This is a genomic window from Bradyrhizobium erythrophlei, from assembly GCF_042430365.1.
Taxonomy (GTDB): Bacteria; Pseudomonadota; Alphaproteobacteria; order Rhizobiales; family Xanthobacteraceae; genus Bradyrhizobium; species Bradyrhizobium erythrophlei.
The window spans coordinates 178,276-194,070 of sequence record NZ_JBHMET010000274.1; the positions used below are offsets into that span (position 1 = coordinate 178,276).

At 64.7% G+C, this 15,795-nt stretch carries 14 protein-coding genes; 5 read left to right on the forward strand and 9 right to left on the reverse strand.

The window, feature by feature from the left end; all coding sequences use genetic code 11:
* Positions 1-73 precede the first annotated feature (73 nt).
* Genes dctP through ACFFWD_RS42820 form a run of 5 tightly spaced genes read left to right on the forward strand, consistent with a single transcriptional unit; the run spans position 74 to position 5,955 of the window.
* Entirely contained in the window at positions 74-1,093 is a 1,020-nt protein-coding gene (gene dctP, locus ACFFWD_RS42800; protein WP_376975453.1) for a TRAP transporter substrate-binding protein DctP, read from the forward strand.
* Positions 1,090-1,647 (forward strand): TRAP transporter small permease, encoded by a 558-nt coding sequence (locus ACFFWD_RS42805; protein WP_376975454.1) that lies wholly within the window; start codon positions 1,090-1,092, stop codon positions 1,645-1,647. Before dctP ends, ACFFWD_RS42805 begins: the two co-directional genes overlap by 4 nt.
* Positions 1,644-2,999, forward strand: coding sequence for a TRAP transporter large permease (locus ACFFWD_RS42810; RefSeq protein WP_376975456.1), 1,356 nt, complete (start codon positions 1,644-1,646; stop codon positions 2,997-2,999). The genes ACFFWD_RS42805 and ACFFWD_RS42810 overlap by 4 nt, the downstream gene beginning before the upstream one ends.
* 17 nt (positions 3,000-3,016) lie before the next feature.
* The gene (locus ACFFWD_RS42815; protein WP_376975457.1) at positions 3,017-4,426 is read left to right on the forward strand and encodes a malonyl-CoA decarboxylase; all 1,410 of its coding nucleotides are present in this window, start codon (positions 3,017-3,019) and stop codon (positions 4,424-4,426) included.
* The gene (locus ACFFWD_RS42820) at positions 4,423-5,955 is read left to right on the forward strand and encodes a malonate--CoA ligase (protein WP_376975458.1); all 1,533 of its coding nucleotides are present in this window, start codon (positions 4,423-4,425) and stop codon (positions 5,953-5,955) included. Before ACFFWD_RS42815 ends, ACFFWD_RS42820 begins: the two co-directional genes overlap by 4 nt.
* Positions 5,956-6,087: 132 nt before the next feature.
* Here the strand turns inward: ACFFWD_RS42820 and ACFFWD_RS42825 are convergent, their stop codons facing one another.
* From ACFFWD_RS42825 to ACFFWD_RS42865, 9 genes are all read right to left on the reverse strand, one after another.
* Positions 6,088-7,284: an NADH:flavin oxidoreductase/NADH oxidase gene (locus ACFFWD_RS42825; RefSeq protein WP_376975459.1), complete on the reverse strand. Its 1,197-nt coding sequence runs from the start codon at positions 7,282-7,284 to the stop codon at positions 6,088-6,090.
* Positions 7,285-7,349: 65 nt separating this feature from the next.
* Entirely contained in the window at positions 7,350-8,357 is a 1,008-nt protein-coding gene (locus ACFFWD_RS42830; protein WP_233475241.1) for a LacI family DNA-binding transcriptional regulator, read from the reverse strand.
* Between the two features lie 219 nt (positions 8,358-8,576).
* Positions 8,577-9,464: an MBL fold metallo-hydrolase gene (locus ACFFWD_RS42835; protein WP_376975460.1), complete on the reverse strand. Its 888-nt coding sequence runs from the start codon at positions 9,462-9,464 to the stop codon at positions 8,577-8,579.
* Positions 9,461-10,273 carry an aspartate/glutamate racemase family protein gene (locus ACFFWD_RS42840; protein ID WP_376975461.1) on the reverse strand — a complete coding sequence of 271 codons (813 nt, stop codon included), beginning with the start codon at positions 10,271-10,273 and terminating at the stop codon, positions 9,461-9,463. The genes ACFFWD_RS42835 and ACFFWD_RS42840 overlap by 4 nt, the downstream gene beginning before the upstream one ends.
* 8 nt (positions 10,274-10,281) lie before the next feature.
* Positions 10,282-11,655, reverse strand: a complete 1,374-nt coding sequence (locus tag ACFFWD_RS42845; RefSeq protein WP_376975462.1) for an MmgE/PrpD family protein — start codon at positions 11,653-11,655, stop codon at positions 10,282-10,284.
* Positions 11,656-11,665: 10 nt separating this feature from the next.
* Positions 11,666-12,868 carry an acyl-CoA dehydrogenase family protein gene (locus ACFFWD_RS42850; RefSeq protein WP_376975463.1) on the reverse strand — a complete coding sequence of 401 codons (1,203 nt, stop codon included), beginning with the start codon at positions 12,866-12,868 and terminating at the stop codon, positions 11,666-11,668.
* A gap of 11 nt (positions 12,869-12,879) precedes the next feature.
* On the reverse strand, positions 12,880-13,815 hold the full coding sequence (locus ACFFWD_RS42855; RefSeq protein WP_376975464.1) for a hydroxymethylglutaryl-CoA lyase: 936 nt from the start codon (positions 13,813-13,815) through the stop codon (positions 12,880-12,882).
* 13 nt (positions 13,816-13,828) lie between these two features.
* A complete protein-coding gene (locus ACFFWD_RS42860; RefSeq protein ID WP_376975465.1) occupies positions 13,829-14,623 on the reverse strand; it encodes an enoyl-CoA hydratase/isomerase family protein in 795 nt (264 codons plus the stop codon).
* The gene (locus ACFFWD_RS42865; RefSeq protein WP_376975466.1) at positions 14,613-15,776 is read right to left on the reverse strand and encodes a CaiB/BaiF CoA transferase family protein; all 1,164 of its coding nucleotides are present in this window, start codon (positions 15,774-15,776) and stop codon (positions 14,613-14,615) included. Before ACFFWD_RS42865 ends, ACFFWD_RS42860 begins: the two co-directional genes overlap by 11 nt.
* Positions 15,777-15,795: the final 19 nt, after the last annotated feature.

The window sequence follows — 15,795 nt, forward strand, 5'->3', positions numbered from 1 at the left end:
CAGCATGCAGTTCATATATAAATTGTATGCAAGATTAGAATTAAAAAATGCAATCTGGCACGGGAGGTATGGAATGAAGATTTCAAGACGCCAAACCCTGGCGCTCGGGATCGCGGCACCGGCGCTGCTCCGGTTCGGGTCGGCCCGCGCGGCCACAGCGCTGAAGATTTCGCACCAGTTTCCGGGTGGCACTGCGACCGAGGGCGATTTCCGCGACCGGCTCTGCCGGCGTTTTGCCGCCCTGATCCAGGAGCGCAGCAAAGGAGCGATGACCGCCGAGATCTATCCCGGCTCATCGCTGATGAAGACCAACGCGCAGTTCTCGGCGATGCGCAAAGGCGCGCTCGACATGAGCCTCATTCCGATCTCCTACGCCGGCGGCGATCTTCCCGAACTGAACATCGGCCTGATGCCGGGCCTCGTCACCGGCTACGAGGAAGGGCTCGGCTGGAAGAACAAGCCGATCGGCCAGGAGTTCAGCAAGTTCCTCGCCGCCAAAGGCATCGTCATCGTCACCTGGATCTGGCAGGCCGGCGGCGTCGCCAGCCGCGTGCGTCCGCTGGTCGCGGTCGGCGATGCCAAGGGCATGAAAGTCCGCGGTGGCTCGCGCGAGATGGATCTCGTGCTCCAGGCTGCCGGCGCCTCGGTGCTGTCGCTCCCCTCCAATGAACTCTATGCGGCGATGCAGACCGGCGCGTGCGACGCAGCCCTCACCTCGTCCACCAGCCTGACCTCGTTCCGCCTGGAGGAGCTCGCCAAGCATCTGACGACCGGGCGGGCCAAGAGCTACTGGTTCATGCTCGAGCCGCTCGTGATGTCGAAGGCGGTGTTCGACCGGCTTTCGAGCGAAGAGCGCGACATCATCGTCTCGGTCGGCGCCGAGCTCGAAGCGTTCGGCCGCGCGGCGGCCGTTGAGGACGATGTCCGCGTGGCCAAGGTCTACCAGGCCGCCGGCGCGACGGTCCACGATCTCGACGACAAGACGGTTCAGGCCTGGCGGGAGCTTGCGCGCGACACGGCCTGGAAGGATTACGCCAACAAGAACGAGAACTGCGCCCGCCTGATCAAGCTTGCCATGGAGGCCGGCTCATGAGCGCGCACGGCGTCGATCTCGGCCATTCCGTCGTCGTGACGGCAGCGCGACCCGGCTCTCCGGTCGGGCTGATCAACCGCGCTATGAGCCTGCTCAACAGGATGATCGTTGTGGTCTGCTCGATCGCGCTCATCGTCGCGAGCGCGATCCTGAGCTACAGCGTGGCCGCACGCTACTTCTTCAACGCCGCAACCTATTGGCAGGACGAGGCTGCGGTCTTCCTGCTGGTCGGCTCAACGTTCCTGTCCACCGCTTTCGTGCAGGCGGGACGCGGCCACATCGGTATCGAGGCCCTCACCGGCTATCTGTCAAAGCGCGGCAATGCGCTGCGCGCGCTCGTGGTGGACGCTGCAAGCTTTCTGTTCTGCTGCTTCTTCGCCTGGAAATCGTGGACGCTGTTGCATGAGGCATGGGTCGACGGACAGGTGTCCGGATCGACCTGGGCCCCGCCGCTGTGGATTCCCTACAGCATGATGGCGCTCGGCATGACGCTGCTGACGCTGCAAATCGCGCTTCAGCTCGCCTCGGCGATCGATGGATGGAGAAGCAAATGAGCACGTTTGCCGTTGGACTGATGTATGGCGGAGCCACGCTTGCCGTGATGGCCTCGGGCATGCCGATCGCGCTTGCGCTCGGCGCCGTCGCCGTCATCTTCATGTACTTCTTCATGCCCGCCGCATCGCTCGATACGGTGACGCAGAACGTCTACGAAGAGGTGGCCTCGATCACGCTGCTTGCCATCCCGCTCTTCATTCTTAAGGGCGCGGCGATCGGCAAGTCGAAGGCGGGACAGGACCTCTACAGCGCGCTGCACGTCTGGATGGGTCGCATCCCAGGTGGACTCGGCATCGCCAACGTCTTTGCCTGCGCACTGTTCGCGGCGATGGCCGGATCGTCTCCGGCGACCTGCTCGGCGATCGGTTCGGCAGGCATTCCCGAAATGCGCAAGCGGGGATATTCCGGCGGCTTTGCCGCAGGTGTCATCGCAGCCGGCGGCACGCTGGGCATCCTGCTTCCCCCCTCGATCACCATGATCCTGTATGCGGTCGCGGCGGAGCAGTCTCTCGGGCGCCTCTTCCTTGCTGGGATCGGCCCGGGTCTTCTCCTGGTCGTGCTGTTTGCGACCTACGCGGTGCTGAGGTTCAGGGCCGAATATGCCGCGGCGCAACGAGCCTATGCCGCGGACCCTGCGCAGCATCCGATCCTTTCGAATGAGCGCTTCACCATGGCGATGCGGTTCGGCGCGCTGCCGCGCGTCCTGCCCTTCGTCGTGCTGCTCAGCGGCGTGATGATTGCGCTCTATGGCGGCTATGCCACGCCGTCGGAAACCGCAGGCCTCGGCGGCATCCTTGCGCTTGTTCTGATCGCCTCGATCTATGGCGTGTGGCGGCGCAAGGATCTCGGCCCGATCCTGGAATCGACGCTGAAGGAATCGACCATGCTGATGCTGATCATCGGCATGTCGCTGCTCTACTCCTACGTGATGAGCTATCTCCACATCAGCCAGGCGGCGGCGCAGGCGATCGTCGCGATGCAGCTCTCGCGATGGGTGCTGCTGGGCGCGATCCTGGTGCTGGTGGTCGTGCTCGGCTTCTTCCTGCCGCCGGTCTCGATCATCCTGATGACCGCACCGATCATCCTGCCGCCGCTCAAGGACGCAGGCTTCGACCTGATCTGGTTCGGCGTGGTGATGACGATCGTGATGGAGATGGGCCTCATCCATCCGCCGGTCGGCCTCAACATCTTCGTCATCAGGAACATCGCGCCCGACATCCCGTTGCGGGACGTGATCTGGGGAACGCTGCCCTTCGTCCTGCTGATGGCGTTCGCGGTTGTCCTGCTCTGCCTGGTGCCGTCGATCTCCACCTTTCTGCCCAACCTCGTGATGGGTCCGCCATCGCGATAACCGAGGAGGCACGAACCATGCTGAACGACATCCGATCCGGACGCATCGCGGCGCCCGAGTTTCTGCAAGGGCTGATCGACACGTTGACACAACGTGGCCGCGCGGTTCTCGGCATCAAGCTGGAACGCGATCTGGGCGAGGATCGCGATCTCGAGCTTTTGGGCGAGGCGCTCCTGTCGCGTCGCGGCGAGGCCTCCGGTGTTGCGATCGCGCAATCGCTGCTCGCCGCGTTCGAGGCGGCGGCCGAGCCGCAGCGGCTCAAATTTCTCGCTTCCCTCGCCGACCGGTTCGGGCCGGACCGTCGCGCGATCGAGCTTGCGATCGCGGCCTACCAGCGCAAGGAAGGCGGCGCTGGCGCCAAGCTCGAGGCGCTCCATGCCGCCGCGGAGCCGCGCCGGCAGGAGCTGATCCGGCGCCTCAATCTGTCGCCGGGCGGGACGGCCTCGCTGGTGCGCATGCGGGAGGTGCTGCTCTCGCTGTTGCGCGAGCATCCCGAGCTCCAGCCGATCGACGACGATTTCGTCCATCTGTTCTCGTCCTGGTTCAACCGGGGTTTCCTGGTGCTGCGGCCGATCGACTGGACCACCTCGGCGAACATCCTGGAGAAGATCATCAAGTATGAAGCCGTCCACGCCATCCAGGACTGGGACGATCTGCGCAACCGGCTCGAGCCGCCGGACCGTCGCTGCTACGCGTTCTTTCATCCCCAGCTCGTCGACGAGCCGTTGATCTTCGTCGAGGTCGCACTCACAAAGGAGATTCCCGGCGCGATTGGTCCCCTGCTCGACAAATCGCGCCAGGCGATTGCCGCACGTGACGCCACGACCGCTGTGTTCTACTCGATCTCGAACACGCAAAAGGGACTTGGCGGCGTCTCGTTCGGCAATTTCCTGATCAAGCAGGTGGTGCAAGACCTCGCCCGCGAGCTCCCGAACCTGAAGACCTTCGTCACCCTGTCGCCTGTTCCCGGCTTTGCCGGCTGGGTTCGAAGCGAATTCAAGGCCGAGGCCTCGGGCGCGATCGATGAGGACACGCGGCGCGCAATGGCTGCGCTCGATGATGGCGGCGATATTGCGCAGGCGAAGGAGGCTATCACCGCTCTTGCCGCCTATTACTTCCTCAAGGCGAAGCTCCCGACAGGCAAGCCGGTCGATCCGGTCGCCCGCTTCCATCTCGGCAACGGCGCGCGACTGGAGCGGCTGAATTTTCTCGGCGATGCTTCGCCCAAGGGCATCAAGCAATCCTACGGCCTGATGGTCAACTATCTTTATGCACTCGACCACATCGAGACGAACCACGAAGCGTTTGCGGAGCACGGCACCGTGGTGGCGTCCGACAAGGTGAAGAAGGCGCTCCGCGCAAGATTGTCGTCGCGCGAGCTTGTTCCCAGCCCGCAAACCAACTCCCAACGGAAGAGCTCGTCATGACCTGGAACCTGTACGACCGCCTGCTTGCTTCTGCCGCTTCCGACCAGTCCATCTGCATCGAGAAGGACGACGGCGCGACATTGAGCTACGCCGAACTCGCAGCGCTCAGCGGCAGGTTTGCGAACTTCCTTGCCAGCAGCGGCATCGGTCCGAACCACCGCGTCGCCGCGAAGGTCGAGAAGTCCGTCGAGGCGATCGCGCTGTATTTGGCAACACTCCGCTCCGGTGCAGTCTGTCTGCCGCTCAACACCGCCTATACGCCGGCTGAAACCGAGTATTTCATCCGCGATGCCCAGCCGACATTGATCGTGTGCGATCCGAGGGAGGAAGCTGACCTGCGCGCCATCACCGCAAAAGCCGGCGGACGCGTCGAGACGCTCGACGAGCAAGGCAAGGGCTCGCTCGTCGACGCCGCGGCGAGCTTTCCCACAGGATTCGACACCGTGCCGCGTGGCAAGGACGATCTCGCAGCCATTCTCTACACGTCAGGCACGACCGGCCGTTCGAAAGGTGCCATGCTGACGCACGGCAATCTGGTCTCGAACGCCCTGACGCTCGTCGAGCAATGGCGCTACTCGCACCGGGACGTCCTGATCCATGCCCTGCCGATCTATCACATCCACGGGCTGTTCGTGGCCGGCAACGTGACGTTCGCCGCGCGTTCCCGCATTCTGTTCATGCAGAAGTTCGACGCCGAACGCATCCTGGCCGCAATGGCGCGGGCGACCGTGCTGATGGGCGTGCCGACCTTCTACGTACGCCTGCTCCAGAGCACGAATTTGAGCGAGCACACCACCGCCAGCATGAGACTGTTCGTTGCCGGCTCGGCGCCGCTCCTGGCCGAAACCCATCGCGGCTGGAAAGAGCGGACGGGACATGAGATCCTCGAGCGCTACGGCATGACCGAGACCGGCATGATCGCCTCCAATCCCTATGATGGTCCGCGCATCCCGGGCGCGGTGGGTCGTCCCCTGCCTGCCGTCAAGGTTCGTATCACCGACCCAGAGAGCGGTGCCGCGCTGCCCACGGACGAGGTCGGCATGATCGAAGTGAAGGGACCGAACGTGTTCGCGGGCTACTGGAACATGCCGGACAAGACCGCCGCCGAATTCCGCGCCGACGGCTTCTTCATCACCGGCGATCTCGGCAAGCTCGATGCGAACGGCTATCTGCAGATCGTCGGCCGCGGCAAGGATCTCATTATCACCGGCGGCTTCAACGTCTATCCGAAGGAGATCGAGACGGAAATCGACGCAATCCCTGGAGTCTCCGAAAGCGCCGTCGTCGGCGTGCCGCATGCCGACTTCGGCGAGGGCGTTACGGCTGCCGTCGTGCGGTCACCCGGCGCAACGGTGGATGAACGCGCCATTCTCGCGGCGCTATCGGGACGGCTGGCAAAATTCAAGCAGCCGAAGCGTATCGTCTTCGTCGAGTCACTTCCACGCAACACGATGGGGAAGGTGCAGAAGAACCTGTTGCGCCACCGCTTCGCCGATATCTACTCGGCGCAAGTTCAGCAGCGAACCTGAAGCGCGCTGCTGGGACCCGCGACGCGATCGTCCGCATGTTGCCCGTCGCGCGGTATTGCGGATCCTCAAAGATAGCGGCGATGCCGCGGACGGCGCTCCGTTCACCGGCTGCGTAGCTATGTGTGACGCCACTCAGGAGTGGCGCGTAACGACGCCCGTCGGCGTGGCAAAGCCCTGGAGTGTCTTGATCCGCTTCTCGAGCCACCAGCCGAACTCGGGCGACCAATCTTCGAAACGGCTGTTGATGCCGAGATCGTGCGCCCAGTGGTGGGCTATGTTAGGGTTGAACTGCGACTGCCGCCCGACGGCAATGAGATCGGCCTGGCCTTTTTGAACGATGGCCTCGGCCTGCTGCGCCTCGAGAATGATGCCGACGGCCATGGTGGTGATGTCCGCCTCCTTGCGCACGCGCTCGGCGAAAGGAACCTGGAAGCCGAGGCTCCGCGGCACCTGGGCCGCCGTGGCCGCGCCGGAGATTCCGCCAGAGGAACAGTCGACGACGTCGACGCCGCGCGCCTTCAACTCGTGCGCAAAGGCGACCGTATCATCCATGTTCCAGCCTTCGACGGTGCCGTCGACGGACGAGACGCGCACGAACAGCGGCATCTCGGCCGGCATTTCGCGGCGCACCGCCTCGACGATCTCGAGCGGCAGACGCATGCGGCCGGCACGGTCGCCACCATACTCGTCATTGCGCGTGTTGGAGACGGGCGACAGGAACGAGGCAAGCAGATAGCCGTGCGCGGTGTGGATTTCGATGGTGTCGAACCCGGCGGCAACCGCCCGCCTTGCAGCGGCTGCCCAGGTGCCGACCATTGCCTTGCACTCGGCAGTGGTCAATTGCCGCGGCGTCAGCCAGCCCTTGGCGACCGGCTCGGCGGTCGGGCCCACCGGCTGCCAGATCCTGGCGCCGGCTTTCAGATTCTCCTCGGTCAGCGGCCCCATGCCCTGCATGGCCGACTGTGCCGACGACTTGCGGCCGCCATGCCCGATCTGAATGCCGATCGCCGTCCCCTGGCGCTTCATGAAGGCAATCAGCGGCTTGAAGCTCTCGGCCTGCTCGTCATTCCAGATGCCGAGGTCGTTTTCGTTGGTGAGTCCGACTTCCTCCACCGCCGTCACTTCGACGAAGACGAGCCCGAAGCCGCCCAGCGCGTAGCGACCAAGGTGTACGAGATGAAACGCTCCGCAGGTATTTCCTGGTTCGCAACTATAATGGACCATCGGCGGCACGACGAGGCGGTTCTTCAGCGTAAGGCCCCGAATCGTGAGCGGCTGGAACAGCATCGGCCGCTCGCCTTCTTTGCCGTTGATCATTTCACCACTCATGGAACTCTCCTTGCATGCTATGGCCGCCCGGTCGTGCCATGGACGGCAGGTCTTCAGGTGCGTCTTCAGGTGCGTCTTGGGGGGCCCAGCGACGCGCGCGGGATGAACTCGTTGGGCACGAGCACGCGCCGCGGCTCGTGCGGACCGTCGTTTCGGATGCGATCGAGCAGCATACCGGCCGCGATCCGACCGACCTCCGCCTGATCCCAGCCGATGATGGCGACCGCTGGCGAGACGAGCTCGGCGAGCTCGGAATGGCCTGACGCAATCAGCGACACGTCCTCCGGTATCCGCAGGCCTCGCCCGCGCACCGCGCGCAGCACGCCCGACAGCATGTCGATGCCGCCGGAAATGATCGCGGTCGGAGGGTTGCGCTGGCCGAGCAATGCCGAGGTGATACGAAATCCCGCGCCGGGCAGGAAGCTCCCGGCGTGAACGAGCGAAGGATCAGGCTCGAGATTTCGCGCGGCAAAAGCCTCCTGATATCCGCGAACGCGTTCGCGCGCCGGATAGAGCCCGGCGTCGCCGGTGATCAGCGCCACGCGCCGGTGACCGAGATCCAGCAAATGACTGACCGCGACGCGCATCCCTTCGGCGTGATCGGCCATGACGGCATCAGTCCAATCCGGCTGATCACGATCGATCAGCACGATCGGAATATCGAGATCGCGCAGGAAGGCCTCGAACTCACCGGCGATCGGCGTGTATGGCCCCATCATCACGCCGTCGGCCTGCCGCCGCGACAGCCGGCTGAGCAGCTCCCGCTCACGCTCCTTGCGGCCTTCCGAGTTGGAGATGAGCAGCGAGAAGCCGACCTCGTCCAGCACGTCGTGCGCGGCTTTGACGAAGCCCGCGAGTTGCGGAATGTTGATCTCACGCAAGATGCAGCCGATCGTGTGGGTCGACCGGATGCGCATGCTTTGCGCCACCGCGTTCGGCGTGTAGCCCAGATCATCGATTGCGCGCTGGACCTTCCGGCGGATGTCGGGATGAACGGTGGCATTGGCATTGAGCACCCGCGACACCGTGCCGGTCGAAACGCCCGCTGCGGTCGCCACGTCGCGGATCGTCAATTTGCTTCCGCGACCTGCCGTTTGCTGTTCTGCCATCACCATCACCGCGGCTGTGACCTCAATCCCCCGCACAATACGCGGAAGCCAATTCGGCCGCAGGTGCTATCCGCCGGCCGAAGGCAAATGTTTTATGCATTTCTCCACCGTGATCCAAACGGCTTGGCCTCCCGTCCTTGTTCCGGAGCGATCAGATGGCGTCGGCTTCGACGATATTGCGGCTCATACTTCGAACGCCCACTGCTCCGCCACCAGGCTGTATCGGCCTGCCTCGCGCCGCATATGTCCGAACCCCGGGAAATGCAGATGCATGCCGCCGACCAGCATGTCGTCAGTGACCACCATGTCGAACATCATCTGACGAGCGGCCGCGGCGGCCGCGGGGTCGGTGTCGAATTCCATCGTCACTTCCGGACGCGCAACCTGGATCTCCGGCACATGGACCGTGTCACCCCAAACCACCATTGATTCGCCTCCGCGCGATACGACATAGGCGGCGTGGCCGGGGGTATGACCGTGAATCGGGATGGCCGTGACGCCCGGCAGCACATCGCCCTTCCGGAAGGTCTTGACGCGATCGGCAGCCATATAGGGCTTCAGCTGGGTGCGGCCGGCCTCGAAATAGCGGCGCCGGGGCCGCTCGGCCGCCTTGGCCATCGCCTCGTCGTTGAACCAGTGATTGATCTCGTTCTCATGGACGATGACTTCCGCGTTGGGAAACAGGCGCGTTCCGGTCGCGGCATCGGTCAGCCCGTTGGAATGGTCGGGGTGGACATGGGTCAGCAGCACCGCGTCGACCGAGGCCGGATCGATGCCGGCGGCAGCGAGATTTGCCGGCAGGCGGCCGCAGGTCGGCCCCATCAGATCCGCTGATCCGCAGTCGATCAGGTAGGTCCGATTGTCCATGCGCACGGCAAAGGCGTTGACCGAGATGCGTGGCGGCGAGGTGCGGTGATCACGCGCCAGGATGGCCTTGGTTTCCTCCTCGGGGATATTGCGAAAGATCGTGTATCCCATGTCGACGTAACCGTCGCTGAGGCCGGTGACGAGCGCGTCGCCAAGCCTGCGGTGATAGACGCCTGCGACTTGCGTTGAGGGTGAAGTGCTCATTGCGCGTCCTCCTGCCAAAATCTTGCAACGATCGCTGCATCGTCGCGCCTGTGGTGCCAGCTCCGGCCCACGCCAAGTTGTGCCTTCGACCAGAGCCTGATCTGCATCAGCGCGTAGGCCCAGGTGACGGCAAACACGTCCATCACGGGAGCGCCAGCGATGCGGTGGACGCCATGACGAACCAGGAGTTCCGCCAGCACGCCTTCCGCCGGAATGACGACATCAGCGCCTCGCGCCACCAGGCGCTCGGCCGTGGCCGTGAAATTTGCGATGACCGGAGCCGGGTCGGCGTAAGCACGCGCCAGCTGCGGCTCGTCGAGCGGCGGATCCATCGCTGCGACCTCCAGCACACGGGCGGCGAGCTTGTGCTTGTCGACCGCCACCTTGGTCATCCACTGCACCGCCGGCGCATTGGAGATCAATGCCACATAGCTGCCGAGTGAGCAGCCGACCAGGAGGCCGCTCTCGGTCAGCGAGGCAACGGGGATATCGACCGCAGAACGGATCTCGCGCAAGAACGGTTCGCTGAACGAACCGATGACGAAAGCATCATAGCCCTGTCGCTCGGCCGTGATCGCATTGTCGATCACCCGACTGAGAATGCGGTGATAGGCAAACGCATTGCCCAGCACCGCCGTCGCCGACGCGCCGCCATACGATCCGGACGGAAGGCCGTGGACGACGACCTCGGCGTCATCGCCGAGGATTTCCGCGGCATGAGCCTCGAGTGCTCGCTTGTAGACATCAAGATGATCGAGCTCGTTGACCGACTGGTGCCAGATGCGCGGCGTCGATCCCTTCCCAGGCATTGCTGCGCTCATGCGTCGGCCCGGTCGTTGGTCAGGCGCAGCGAACGGATCGACCCGAGGTTCTCGATATTCCAGAGCTGCTCGAACAGCGCTGCGGCCTGACCACGCTTGAATACCCGCGTCGCGCAGTCCAGGAACTTATCCTGCAACTCGTCGCGCGAAAGCGGACGCTGCCAGCTGCCCTTGGCATGAACCACCGGCGCGTGCTCGAGCACCTCGCCCGAAACCAACACGACGCTGACGCGGTCGGCCGGCGCGAACGGCTGGTCGCCCGGCATGATTTCATCGGTTGTCGTGCAGCGGACCTTGGCGAAGGTAGCGCCGACTTCGGGCCGCGAGACGAACTCGTCCGTGAGCTCGGACAGCCCGACACGACCGGCGATCAGCGCGGCGGTCATCGCGAATTCCATGCTGAACTTGGCCTCGAGACCGGTCTGCGGATTGGTGTTGCGCAGCATCAGCCTTTGGGTGACGCCGGTATGGACCCGGATCTCCTTCACGTCATCGGGTCTGAGCTTGTGCGTGTTCACGAGGCCAATCATCGCGTCGATCGAGCGATGGGTGGCATAGCAGGTCGGATAGCGCTTCACATTGATGCCGAGATCGGCAAGCCGCCAGTTGCGGCCGATATCGATCGTGCCGTTTTCGATCTCCGGCGTGCCTGAGGGCGAATGGGCACGCAGGAAGCCGGTTTGATGCTCGAGCACGTCGAGCGATGCGGTAAAGCCCTGATCGGCCAGACGCGCGGCGAGTACGCCGGATTGGGCGGTGCGGCCAGCATGCAGCGATTTGGTCATGGTGCCGAAATTGGCGACCAGTCCCGATGCGAGCGAGGCGGCGATCGCGATGGCGTGCGCGGTCTTCGTGGAGTCGAGCTTGCGCAGCCGCGCACAGGCGGCCGCGGTCGCAAGCGCGCCCATCACGGCTGTCGGATGAAAGCCGCGCTCATGGAGGTGACCAGGCTCCAGCGCGATGACCTGCGCCCATACCTCGTACCCTGCGGCATAGGCGGCGAGCGCGTCGGCGCCGCTGGAGTCGAGCGACCAGCCTTCGGCCAGGATGGCAGGCACCAGCACGGTGCTCGGGTGTCCGGCAAGCGCCACGTCGTCATAGTCGAGCACATGCGCCGCGACACCGTTGACGAGCGCGGCATCCGGCGCCGCGAGATTGCGACCCGACGGAACCTCGGGTGCGCCGTCGTTCTGGGTGGACGCGGCCACCATCGCCGACACGATCCGCACTGGCTGCTCGGCGGCGCCGGCGATCATGACGCCGACGCAATCGATGATGCCGGTCCGCGCCGCTTCGCGGCAGCGGCCGGACAGATCGGACAGCTTGAGGCCTGCGACGAAATTCGCCGTCTGACGCGTGATATCCAGCATGGGTCTCTCCTCAGTAGGAACGCGGAAGACCGAGCACGTGCTGCGCCACATAGGCCAGCACCATGTTGGTCGAGATCGGGGCGGTCTGGTAAAGGCGGACCTCACGCCATTTGCGCTCGACGTCGTATTCCTGCGCAAAGGCGAAGCCGCCATGGGTCTGGAATGTCGTGTCGGCGGCCTTCCAGGTGGCCTCCGACGCCAGCAGCTTGGCAATGTTGGCGTCTGCTCCGCAGGGCTGCCCAGCCTGGAATAGCGCCGCTGCGCGGCGACACATCATGTCGGCGGCTTCGAGTTCGGCATAGGCGCGTGCCAGCGGAAACTGGATGCCCTGATTCTGGCCGATCGAGCGGCCGAAGACACGCCGCTCATTGGCATAGGCGACACCCTTGCCGAGAAGCCAGCGCCCGTCCCCCACACATTCAGAGGCGACCAGGATCCGCTCGGCGTTCATGCCGTCGAGGATGTAGCGAAAGCCCTTGCCCTCCTCACCGATGAGATTGGCGGCCGGCACTTTCAGGTTCTCGATGAACACTTCGGTCGTGTTGTGATTGACCATCGCCTTGATCGGGCGGATTTCGACGCCATTGCCCTTGGCCTCGCGCAAGTCGACGAGGAACACCGAAAGCCCGTCGGTACGGCGCTTCACCTGATCGACCGGACTGGTGCGCGCCAGCAGCAGCATCAGATCGGAGTGCAGCGCCCGCGACGTCCAGACCTTTTGTCCGTTGACGATATAGACGTCCCCCTGACGCTCGGCGCGGGTCTTGAGCTGGGTGGTATCGGAGCCGGTATTGGGCTCGGTCACGCCAAAGGCCTGCAGCCGCAGCCGACCCGCCGCGATCTCCGGCAGGTAGGTCCGCTTCTGGGTTTCGTTGCCGTGACGGAGCAACGTACCCATGATGTACATCTGGGCATGCGCGGGGCTGGCGCTGCAGCCGTTCGCATTGATCTCTTCGAGGATCACCGCGGCCGCACGCAGCGGCAGACCCGAACCGCCATACTCCTCCGGAATGAGCGCGCCGAGGAATCCCGCTTCCGTCAACGCCGCGACGAATTCGGTCGGATAGGCGCTTTGGTCGTCGAGCTTGCGCCAGTATTCACCCGGAAAGCCCTTGCAGATCTGCCGCACCGTGTTGCGCAGGTCGGAGAAATCCTCGCCCAACGCGACGGTGACCTCAATGTCGGCGGTTTGGGCGGCGTCGTGATAGTTCATGTCAACTCCTTTCAGGCGGCGGCGCTGGCCGACACGCGGAACGTTTTGGGCAGGCCGGCACGGGCGATCGCGCCGGAGAACCGCTCGCCGGGCAGCCAGCTCTCGACCTCCCGTCGCAAGGCAACCAGCCGCTCGACATCGGCGCCGGTATCGAAACCGAGTTGCTCGAGCAGGAAGACGGTATCCTCGGTGTCGATGTTGCCGGTAGCGCCGGGTGCGAACGGACAGCCGCCGAGCCCGGCAAGCGAGGCGTCGAACGCGCGTACACCCGCCTCCAGTGCCGCCGTCACGTTGGCAAGGCCGAGACCGCGCGTGTCATGGAAATGGCAGGCGACCGGCAGCGGACGAACGGCTGCGATCACCGCGCCCATCAGGCGGCGAACCTGCCCGGGGTCACCATAGCCGACCGTATCGGCAACAATAATCTCGTCGGCGCCCATCCCGGCGAGCCGCACGGCGATGTCGACCACCCGCGCTTCCGATACTGCGCCCGAGATGGTGCAGCCGAACGCGGTCGCTATTCCCGCACCGAGCTCGATCCGCGCGCCGGGGCGCTCATCGCGCGCCGCGGCGATGCGTGCGAAGTCCTGCAGCGACTCCTCGGTGCTGCGGCGAACATTGGCTTGATTGTGCTCCTCGCTTGCCGACAGCACGTAGTTGACGATTGGCACACCGAGCGCGAAGGCACGCTCGGCCCCCTTCAGATTCGGAACCAGGACCGACGGCCGCAAGCCAGGCATCGCGAGCGCGCCCCGGGCCACCTCGTCCGCATCGGCAAATTGCGGGATCACCTTGGCCGGCACGAATGAAGTCACCTCGACCTCGCGGATTCCGGCCTCCACCGTGCCACGGCACCAGGCCAACTTGCGCGCGCTCGGCAAGATGGTCTTGACCATCTGAATGCCGTCCCGGGGTCCTACCTCGCGAACACGAGCTTTCTCACGCATTTCGCGCCTCCTCCTACTTGCCTTGAAAGTTGGGTTTGCGGCGCTCGTTGAATGCCAGCACGCCTTCACGCCGGTCCGCCGTCGGGACCAGGCGGTTGTAAGCCTCGATCTCGAAGGCGAGGCCATCGGCGAGCGACATCTGCAAGCCGCGATGGATCGCCTGCTTGGCTTGGCGCACCGAGATCGGGCCGTTGGCGGCGATGCGATGGGCGATGGCGAAGGTCGCCTCCAGCAATTCCCCTGGCGGCAGCACCCGATTGACCAGTCCCCACTGCTCGGCCTCGGCAGCCGAGAACGGCTTGCCGGACAGGATCAATTCCTTGGCGCGGCGCTCGCCGACGGCGCGCGGCAGATTTTGCGTGCCGCCGCCGCCTGGCATGATGCCGAGCGTCACTTCGGTCAGCGCGAAGCGCGCATTGGTCGAGGCGTAGACGAAGTCGAGCGCAGCCGCGATCTCGCAGCCGCCGCCATAGGCCGCGCCATTGATCGCGCCGATCACGGGAATCGGACAGCCCAGCAGGGCGCGCAGCATGCGCTCGAAGACCAGATGCTGTGCCTGCCAGGCCTCATCCGTCATGCCGTTGCGCTGCTTCAGATCGCCGCCCGCGCAAAACGCCTTGTCGCCATGTCCGGTCAGGATCACCGCGCGCAGGCCCTCGATGTCGGTCGAGAAGCCCTCGAACAGTTCCACCAAATCGAGGCCCATCTGGGTGTTCATGGCATTGGACGCTTCCGGCCGGTGCAACGTCACCAGCAGGATATCGCCGTCACGCCGTTCGACCTTGATGGTCTGGAATTCAGTTCGCATTGGTGGTCCCCCTGCTTGCGGGTGTTCGAAGGATGGCGTTGTGCTGGCCGAGCGCCGGCGCAGCGGTGCGTGCGCGTGGACGTGCGCCGTCGAACGCGAGCGGCACGCCAACAAGATCGATATCGTCGTCTGTACATCGCACCATCATGTCGAGGGCGCGGGTTTGCGGATGCCGTGCAACCTGATCGGTGGTCAGCAGCGGTGCATTGGGAACCCCGGCTCCGTCGAGAATGCCGCCAAGCGCGTCGGCCGTATACTTGCGCACCGCGGCTGCGATCTGCGGGATCAGGCGTTCGCGGTTGACGACCCGTGCCGCGTTGCTCGCGAAATCAGGGTCGTTCGCAAGTGCCTCAAGACCCAACGCCGCGCACAGCTTGCGGAACAGATTGTCATTTCCGGCGGCAATCATCAGCCAGCCGTCAGATGCCTCAAATGCCTGATAGGGCGCAATTTCCGCGGTGCCCGAGCCATACGGCTTGCGCACCTCGCCCGATGCTGCGTAGCCGGCGAGCGGCACCGTCATCCAGGCGAGCCCGGTCTCGTAGAGCGAGGTCGCAACGTTGGTCCCGTGACCACCCCTGTTGCGCGCGACAAGTGCGGCGAGCATGCCGATCACCGCCCACATGCCGGAGCCCATGTCGACCAGCGAGACGCCGACACGCACCGGCGGCCGGCCGCCCTCGCCAGTGACGCTCATGATGCCGGTGCTGGCCTGGGCAAGCGGATCGTAGCCGGGCTTGCTGGCGAGCGGTCCCTTGGCGCCGAACGCGCCGATGTCGCACCAGATCAGCGATGGCTTCGCGGCGCTGAGCGCATCCGCAGTGAGACCAAACTTGTCCAGAATGCCGGGCCGCAGATTCTGGATGACGGCATCGGCCTCGTTCAGGATCAGCGACTTCAGCCTCTCGCAATCCCCCGCTGCGCCGAAATCGACGGTGATGCCCTCCTTGCCGCGATTCAGGCTATGGAACACACTTGCCGTTCCGTTCCAGAACGGCGGCCCCCAGCCCCGTGCATAATCGCCACTCTTGGGATTCTCGACCTTGATTACGCGCGCACCGAGATCGGCCAGAATGAGCCCGGCATAGGGGGCGGCCACGCTGTGTCCGAGTTCAACCACGGTGATACCAGCGAGCGGCTTGTCAACGTCCATCAAATCCTCCCGGCTGCCG